The sequence below is a fragment of the Bacillus pfraonensis genome (genome assembly GCF_050768835.1).
GTDB classification, from domain to species: Bacteria; Bacillota; Bacilli; order Bacillales; family Bacillaceae_G; genus Bacillus_A; species Bacillus_A pfraonensis.
The window spans coordinates 1-8,145 of sequence record NZ_JAHCDO010000069.1 but is presented as its reverse complement, the minus strand read 5'-3'; the positions used below and the strand labels follow the sequence as shown (position 1 = coordinate 8,145).

The window sequence follows — 8,145 nt, the reverse complement described above, 5'->3', positions numbered from 1 at the left end:
TTCTGAGCTTGTGGAAAAGGACTGAGGTAATTATCTTCAATAAGTTGCTCTATATAACCAGATTCAGGCACACTATCTATATTGATTTTCTGAATTCTTGTTTTTACCTCTTCCACTAATTCTGGACTAGCAAGGTCTTTGATGTAAGCTATAACTAGCTCTTTTTTTGCACGTTCTCCTACTTGCAGCTTTATCAATGATAAATTCTCATTTTCACCATGACGTCGCAAAAGTGCAGTGTTATCACTTAATACTTCCGTAAAACCTACCCGTGGACCTCTGACTAATGCTTCTGATACTGGTTCTTCAATAGTCCGTTTGTTTGGTTTTGTTGTGCCAAGAATGAACACATCAAATAAACCATCAATCAATAGGGCTGTCGAACCTGTCAATACTTTGGATATCAAATCTTTTATTTGATTGATTTCTGTTACTTCACTAATAGAAAGAACTTTATTTTTAATAAATTCTTTCGAAACAGTTTCTTCCACATAAGTAGGTTCATTTTTATATTCATCGAAAAAATCAACCATTAGTGAATTCATAATATGTTTATCGATTAGCTCTTTATCTGATAGTCCATCGACAAAAATGATTGCAGCTCGAATGCCTATGCGCCCAATATTAAACTCCCGAAAGTGAACATCAGAATTATGACCGATTTCTTGTCTTATGAGTTCTAAGTCTGATGTGAAGTCACCCGTAAAATAAACCGCTGAGTTTCGAGAAGGCTTAGTTTGTTGTTTAGCATTTCCTTGAATGGTATTTTTTTGCACCTGGTTATCCTTTGATTTCCACCAACTCATTCTTACCACTCTTTCTCTGATATATTGACCCAATGAAAAAATCTTGAGATAATATATGGAATTAAAAATACGATAAAAGCTTGTACAAAAATTTTCCAATCTGGAAGATAGGAAACAATCATATTCCACATTTTCATCACCTTATAAATGCACCCTCCTAGGAACAAGATTTTATCAAATCTGGTCTTTTTTTATAAAGATTCCCAAAAATAGAACGGTGAACATTAATTTCATTCCGTACTAAACTCTTGTTACCATTGAGACTTTCTGTTCCTAATTTCAATTTTCTAGATATTGTTTCCTTTTATGTTTATTTATATGCTTGCATATAAATAAACATAAAAGGATGTAATAATACCTATTAAAGTAAAAAAGATGCTATCTCTAGCATCTTTTTTACTTTAATTTAACTAACTATTTATTTATATTTTCAGCCAAATTACTTTTGGTTTTTCCAAATAATATATATAACAAGTCCAATAAGCATCCAGATTATAAAACGAATCCAAGTAACTTCTGGAAGACTGATGATAAGATATAATGAAAAACAAATCCCAATCAACGGAATTACAGGGACAAAAGGCGTCTTAAATTTCCTTTCTAAATCTGGTCTTTTCTTTCTTAATACAATGATAGAAGAACAAATAAAAATAAACCCATCATTTGAGAGTAAAAATTAGAAAGTGTTCGTCATTGTAATTCCAAATGTATCCGTTTTGCTTCAAAATAAAGAACTTGAATAAATTTTTTCGTATCGATGCGAGTAGGGAGTGTTGGCTCATTATTCAATTCTGTCATCTTTCTCCTTACGGTTGTAAAATCAAAAAACCTAGAAGCGTAATTTTCGAACTTCGGGTTTAAAAAATCAGTAAGTCCAAGGGATGCTAAATGGTTTAATGATTGATAAATTGCTCTCCGAATCCGTTGTTTTGAGGCTTCAATCGACCTTTTTAATTCGGCTTCTTCAGCTGATTCTCCAAGTCTTTTTTGAGCTAAATTCACAAAAATCTCTTTTAATGAGGGAAATCCTTGTTCCAACGTTTTATCTTGTTCATATTTATATAAATAATCCAGCATGTCCATTAAATCTTTACTTCCGCTTTCACTAGCTATCCCTAATTCAGATAGAAGAAAGTGAATGGAATTTTGAAAATGATTGAAAGTACTTATATGTTTTTCATTACGGTATTTTTCCTGCGTACTTTGATCACTATCCAATTTTAGTACCATATTGAGCGATTTTTGAATGTTTTTTATCGATTTTTCCAATCGGATTCGTTCGATGACTTTCTGAACGACTGTTAATACTTCAATCCGGTTAATGGGCTTAATAATATAGTATTCAACGCCAAGCGAATACGCTTCAGCAATTAATTCTTTTGATTCTACTTGAGAAACCATGATGATTTTCCCTTTAAACGATGGTTTTATTTGACGAATTGTTTTTATTCCATCTTGAATCGGCATTAACAAATCGATAAATAAAATGTCTATATTTTTGAAGATTAGCATTTTTTGATCTAACAATGAGCCATCCTCAGCTTCTCCTACAACCTGTCCAAGATCCTCATCCTCTATAATTTGAGCTAACATTGAGCGAACCGCTTTCTCATCATCTACTATATAAAAATACATAGAATCACCCTTTCGAAATTATATGATCAATCCTTAATCTGATTATAAAAATCGATCCTTTTCCTTCGGTTCTGTCCTCAAGCGTAACATCACCTTCAAGTTGTTCGACCATTTCTTTTACATACGATAGTCCGATACCTGTCGATGGGTTACCTACATCATCATATTTAGAAGTAAACCCAGGTTCAAAAATTGACTCTTTATACTTTGAAGAAATACCGGGACCGTTATCGCCTATTCGAAATTCAACGGAATGATGGTCTTTATTAATGTCAATTGTGATGGTTCCCATATCTTGGATAGCTTCTACAGCGTTTGCAACGATATTATTTATAATTGATAAGATTGTGTAAATATGATAGTGAGGATGCACGCCATCAATCTTGTACACAAATTGAATATCTTTCTCTAGCAACAGAGCGTATTTCTCATTTGCTCGTACGATAATGTTTACCAGTTCATTTATGGACATATAATCTGTAAAGCTTTCATCAGAAATTAGCTTTGAAAGTCCAGCAAAAATACGTTGATTATCCTTTTTAACGTCATGGACTTCACCAGCAATTTTCAATGCCTGCTGCCGTAAATCTGCAACTTGAAAGCTCATCTGTCTATGCTCTAAAGAATCTAAAGTTTTATATAAATCATAGGATTTTTTTGTTATATTTTCAGCATCTTGCAACGTTTTTTTTAAATGAACAGCGTCTTCATATAAACTAGAGATGAGCATAAGCATGCGTTCATTTTGTTTTTTTATGTGTCTCTCCCTTGACTGCGCTTCATACAGTTTCATCATATTGAAAAAGCTTAGAACTATAAAACTATGGGAAAATGCGATAACGATTATCTCATTTATTGCCTCTGGTGTGATAGTTGTTTTTAATACGAAATATTGAATCATTAATTCCACACAGTCTGATAATATTTCAATGATGCAGCCGATAAACCCAATCATCAATGGTTGATGATGAAAGCGTTCGACTTTCGCTAAGTAAAAGAGACAAGAATAAGTAAAATAAAAGAAAAAACTAGGATAGTGAATATGGAAAGCAGCTATCGAATCCATATTTTCCTTTGTGATAACGTCTATTAAGATACGAAATGCTACAACCACTATTGCTGTTAAAAAACCTGGCAAGAATGCTGGCATTCGCCGAAATAATAACAAAAAAAAGAAAAATGTTGGTGCACCAAAGCTCATTCGAAATGTCTCATTTAAGGGAAAAGACTTTATTTCACCTACTAAGGGTACTGTAAATACCATCAAAACCAGAATATAGATGTCTTTTTTTACTAAATTACTAAGATTCAAAATAATCACTTCTCACTTTCGCCTAACAGTCAGTATACAAATCTCTTAACATTAATACAACACTTACTCTATTTTTTACAAAAAACGATAAATAAGATATAAACGAAAGCATTAAACATTGTGAGTATTCTTTACATTCTTCTACTTTAGGAAGATACTTTATAACCCAAAAATGTTCAGACACATTATACTGTCTGAACATTTTTGTATTCGCTCTGACACAAAAACATCTATCATCCTTTTTAGAATATACTTAAATCCCATTCTTGTGCAATATGTTCTAATAACATAACCCCTGGTAAACTATTCCCATATTCATCAATGGCTGGTCCATAAATGCCAATACCACATCCATCTTGAAACGGTAGGTCCCTCCTGGATTTTGAGGGGACAAGTGCCATAATTCCTCCGGACACCCCACTTTTAGCTGGCAACCCAATGAAAGCAGCAAATTTGCCAGAAGCATTGTACATTCCACAAGTAAGCATTAGGGCTTTTGTTAATCTAGCGACCTCTTTAGGGAGAACTTGTTCTTTACGAATAGGATGATATCCATCATGTGCTAGTATAAGCCCTATTAAGGCAATATCCTCTGTATTTATTTCTATCGAACATTGTTTTAAGTAAACCTCTAGTGCCTCCTCCACATCTGATTCTAAAAAACCATTCTCCTTTAAATAGTATGCTAAAGCTCTATTGCGATGAGCTGTTTGCCATTCTGATTGAAACACTTTTTCATTAATGGCGGGACGTTTCTCTATCATTTTTTCGATTAATACGTATAGAGATTCTAATTTTTCTTGCGACGATATTCCTGGCAGAAGCGAAGCTACCGTAATCGCTCCAGCATTAATCATAGGATTAAAAGGCTTTCCTGGTTTATGCATCTCTAAACGAATGATCGAATTGAAGGCATCTCCAGTTGGCTCTACATCAACCCGCTCTAATACGTAAGAAATACCGCGGCTTAAACAAGCGGCTATAAAGCCGATTACTTTTGATATACTTTGTAAGGTGAAAGGTACCTCCCAATCCCCTGACTTTATCATTGTTCCATCTGGCCCTACTATACAAATACCTAATTGCGATAAATTTATCTTTCCCAAAGCGGGAATATAACTGGCGCTTTGTCCCTTAGCAGCATAGGATCGATAATGAGCTACCCATTGATCTAAGTAAGCTTTTTCTTGACTCTCAACTTGAACGCTAGACTCCTTTATCATTTAACCATATTCCTCCGTACTATTAACTGTGTATAGAATTATTTTTTCTTTATTATAATCAATAATATTTGCACTAGAACCAAGAAAAATATTCAGACATATTACAGTCTGAATATCTTTCTTGTTACATACTTTTCTTTTTTGAAGTGTCCTGATAATGCTCCCAACATTCAATGTTTTCAAGCCCTTTAATGCTTTCTTTATAAAAAATAGGGTCTTTACCAGCTTTTTTCTGTTTCATGTAATCTTGTAACGCAGCAAAGGCTACTTTTGAAAGTAAGGTAATAGCAATTAAATTTATAATAACCATAAAGCCCATAAATAAATCCGCTAAATCCCATACCAGCTGGATTTTTGCAACCGAACCGAATACAATCATAGCTAACACACTTATTCGGTATACCATTAACCATACTTTATTTGTGTGTAAGAATCGAATATTTGTTTCTCCATAATAATAGTTACCAATTAGCGCACCGAATCCAAATAGGAAAACAAAGATAGCAAGACAGCCCGATGCCCAAGGGCCGATGTGTTCACTTAATGCTGCTTGTGTAAGGGCAATACCATTTAACTCCGGTTGTTTGTATGCATCAGAAAGTAAAATAATAAATGCTGTGCTTGTACAAACAATCAGTGTATCCGTTAATACACCAAATGCTTGAATAAGTCCTTGTTTCACTGGATGGCTTGTTGTTGCCGTTGCAGCAACGTTTGGAGCACTTCCCATACCAGCTTCATTTGAGAATAAACCACGTTTCACTCCATGCATGAGTGCTGCGCCGATTGAACCGCCTGCTATTTGTTTAAAGCCAAATGCGTTTTGAACAATAAGAGAAAGAACTTCCGGCATTTTTGTTATGTTCGTAACTACAACAAATAATGCAACTCCAATGTATAAGACTGCTAAAAACATTACCTTGTATTCAGCCATTTTTGCAATACGCTGTACACCGCCAAAGATAATTGCAGCGAAAGCAAGTGCCATGATAATCCCTACAGTTAAACGATCTGTACCGAATGAGTTCTCAAAAGCAATTGTAACGGTATTTGATTGTACAGAATTGAACACAAGGCCGAAAGTAAGCGTAATTAAAATAGAGAATAATACTCCCATCCAACGTTTGTTTAACCCTTTTTCCATATAATAGGATGGACCGCCGCGGAAACCATCTTTATCTTTTACTTTATATATTTGTGCTAATGTACTTTCAACAAAGCTGGATGCTGAGCTAATAATAGAAATAATCCACATCCAAAATACCGCTCCAGGACCGCCTAGTGCAATTGCAATCGCAATTCCTGTGATATTTCCTGTTCCAACGCGTGCGGCCATACCAATACAGAACGCTTGAAACGGAGAAATTTGGTCTTTAGAACTATTCTTCCCTTCCATTAACACACGGACCATTTCTTTTAGCATTCGAAACTGTACAAATTTCGATTTAAATGTGAAATAAATTCCGCAAAAAACAAGCATAATAATTAGCAATTTAGACCATAAAAAATCATTCGTTGATCCGACTAAATCCACTAACAATTGTTCCATATAATCACCTCATATCAAAATTTCATATCCCCTAATCTATATAAAATCACCTTTATTTTCTGACATAACTAACCTCGTTTCATATACACATGCAACAAAGACAAAAATTTTCTATGAAAATGGTATTTCCTCATTTATACGAATATTCATAATATGTAACTGTACAGCTGACATCTTGAAGGATCTGATGCTTGTACACTTGGATGCTCTAGCTCCTCCCGCAAAAAAATAGTTTTTATCCAGAAATGTGGCTGCACCATCATACTTGTTCCGTATACTGGATTTTTAAATTGAACTTATATAAATCCTTTTTGTCTCTTTTTATTATTTGCACGAGATTATAAACTGAATTATCAAAAAATAAAAATCGATTATAAAAACTTTCATATTTGTTCTATAATAAAGTCTCTTTAGTTTATAATTAACGCTTCTTAGAAAAGCACTTGTCTGCCCTGGTATTCCTTTCTAAATCAACACATAATATTAGTAGGTCTACTGCCCCTCACTTGTCTGCAAATTTTTGCTACAAAACCTTCATCTAAATACTTTGTTTACATAAAAATATATTGCCAATTTTACTGAATCTCAGGAATCTTTAATTCTATTTTCCTCTATAGATAAAGAAAATCATTAATAGATTTCCTTAATATCAGATAAACATATAGAGAAGATCTTTTGCTGTTCATTTATTAAAAGCAGTGTTTGTTGGTGTAAATCAAGGTTGCAAACTCGCCCCTTACATGTTTGTAAAAATCCACTCTGATAGTAATCAATAGTGATTAAGTGATTTTTTGCTAATTTTCTTAAGAACATGGATATATCCCCTTTCTCACTACTAATCTATATAAATAGCCTGTAAATACAAGAATATAGGCCAATTAAAAAATTCAAAACCATCCCTTGAAGCGCTTTCAAACCCAAACTAATAGAAACGTATCTTTAATTTATAATTAAAAGTACAGAATCTTACCAGAAAGTACAGGTTTTTATAGAAAGTTTTTAAAATATTTAAAAAGTCATTCAGGCGCAAAAACTTTAAAATAATAGTAGGATGCGTGGTGAGTCAACGTACAAGGTACTTATGTTCTCACCGTAGGAACTACGGGCAGAGCCTGCTAAGATAACTGGTGGATACATCGGTGTTCGCAGGAATATCCCTCTTCAAACAGACCGCAAGGTTGTTAAGTGGGGGTAGTTCAATGTCATTCCATAGTACATACAATAATTCCAATCAAACTTCAATTCAAACTTACAGTGATAGATATCACTGTAGTTCTTAAGCGGATAAATTAAACTCATCTTGAATCGATAGATTCATACAAAAAACGCCATCCTTTCTGTTTGGAGTGAACCCTGAGAATGAGACGATAAAAAACACCTCTCTAAATCGTAAGTATCAGTTATGATTTTAATGGAGGTGTTTTTCGTATGGGGAAAAAGACGCATTATCCTGCCGAAATAAAGTGGAAAGTAGGTGAAATGAAACACCAAGGATTCAAAAATAAAGAAATTATGGATGCCTTAGGAATTAAACATGTGGCTCAAATTAAAACTTGGATGAAATGGTATCGTGAAGGCGAAACCTATCGGTTTGAACAATCTATTGGGAGACAATCTGCA

Annotated in this window: 7 protein-coding genes and 1 pseudogene; 1 reads left to right on the top strand and 7 read right to left on the bottom strand. The window is 33.8% G+C overall.

Annotated features, from left to right (window positions below):
• From KFD70_RS28400 to KFD70_RS28370, 7 genes are all read right to left on the bottom strand, one after another.
• Positions 1–806: spore germination protein (locus KFD70_RS28400; RefSeq protein WP_431613537.1), on the bottom strand; the 806-nt coding region annotated here is incomplete at its 3' end.
• Between the two features lie 439 nt (positions 807–1,245).
• A complete protein-coding gene (locus tag KFD70_RS28395) occupies positions 1,246–1,368 on the bottom strand; it encodes an amino acid permease C-terminal domain-containing protein (protein WP_336454566.1) in 123 nt (40 codons plus the stop codon).
• A gap of 128 nt (positions 1,369–1,496) precedes the next feature.
• The gene (locus tag KFD70_RS28390) at positions 1,497–2,441 is read right to left on the bottom strand and encodes a response regulator (RefSeq protein WP_336454567.1); all 945 of its coding nucleotides are present in this window, start codon (positions 2,439–2,441) and stop codon (positions 1,497–1,499) included.
• A 4-nt stretch (positions 2,442–2,445) separates the two neighbouring features.
• On the bottom strand, positions 2,446–3,762 hold the full coding sequence (locus tag KFD70_RS28385; RefSeq protein WP_336454568.1) for a sensor histidine kinase: 1,317 nt from the start codon (positions 3,760–3,762) through the stop codon (positions 2,446–2,448).
• Between the two features lie 233 nt (positions 3,763–3,995).
• A complete protein-coding gene (locus KFD70_RS28380; protein WP_336454569.1) occupies positions 3,996–4,976 on the bottom strand; it encodes a glutaminase in 981 nt (326 codons plus the stop codon).
• Between the two features lie 124 nt (positions 4,977–5,100).
• Positions 5,101–6,525: an alanine/glycine:cation symporter family protein gene (locus KFD70_RS28375; RefSeq protein ID WP_336454570.1), complete on the bottom strand. Its 1,425-nt coding sequence runs from the start codon at positions 6,523–6,525 to the stop codon at positions 5,101–5,103.
• A 630-nt stretch (positions 6,526–7,155) separates the two neighbouring features.
• Complete coding sequence (locus KFD70_RS28370; protein WP_017149846.1) at positions 7,156–7,338, bottom strand: YolD-like family protein; 183 nt, start codon at positions 7,336–7,338, stop codon at positions 7,156–7,158.
• A gap of 615 nt (positions 7,339–7,953) precedes the next feature.
• Between KFD70_RS28370 and KFD70_RS28365 the strand changes: the two are divergent.
• A pseudogene (locus tag KFD70_RS28365) lies at positions 7,954–8,145 on the top strand (IS3-like element ISBt2 family transposase); the annotation flags it as partial.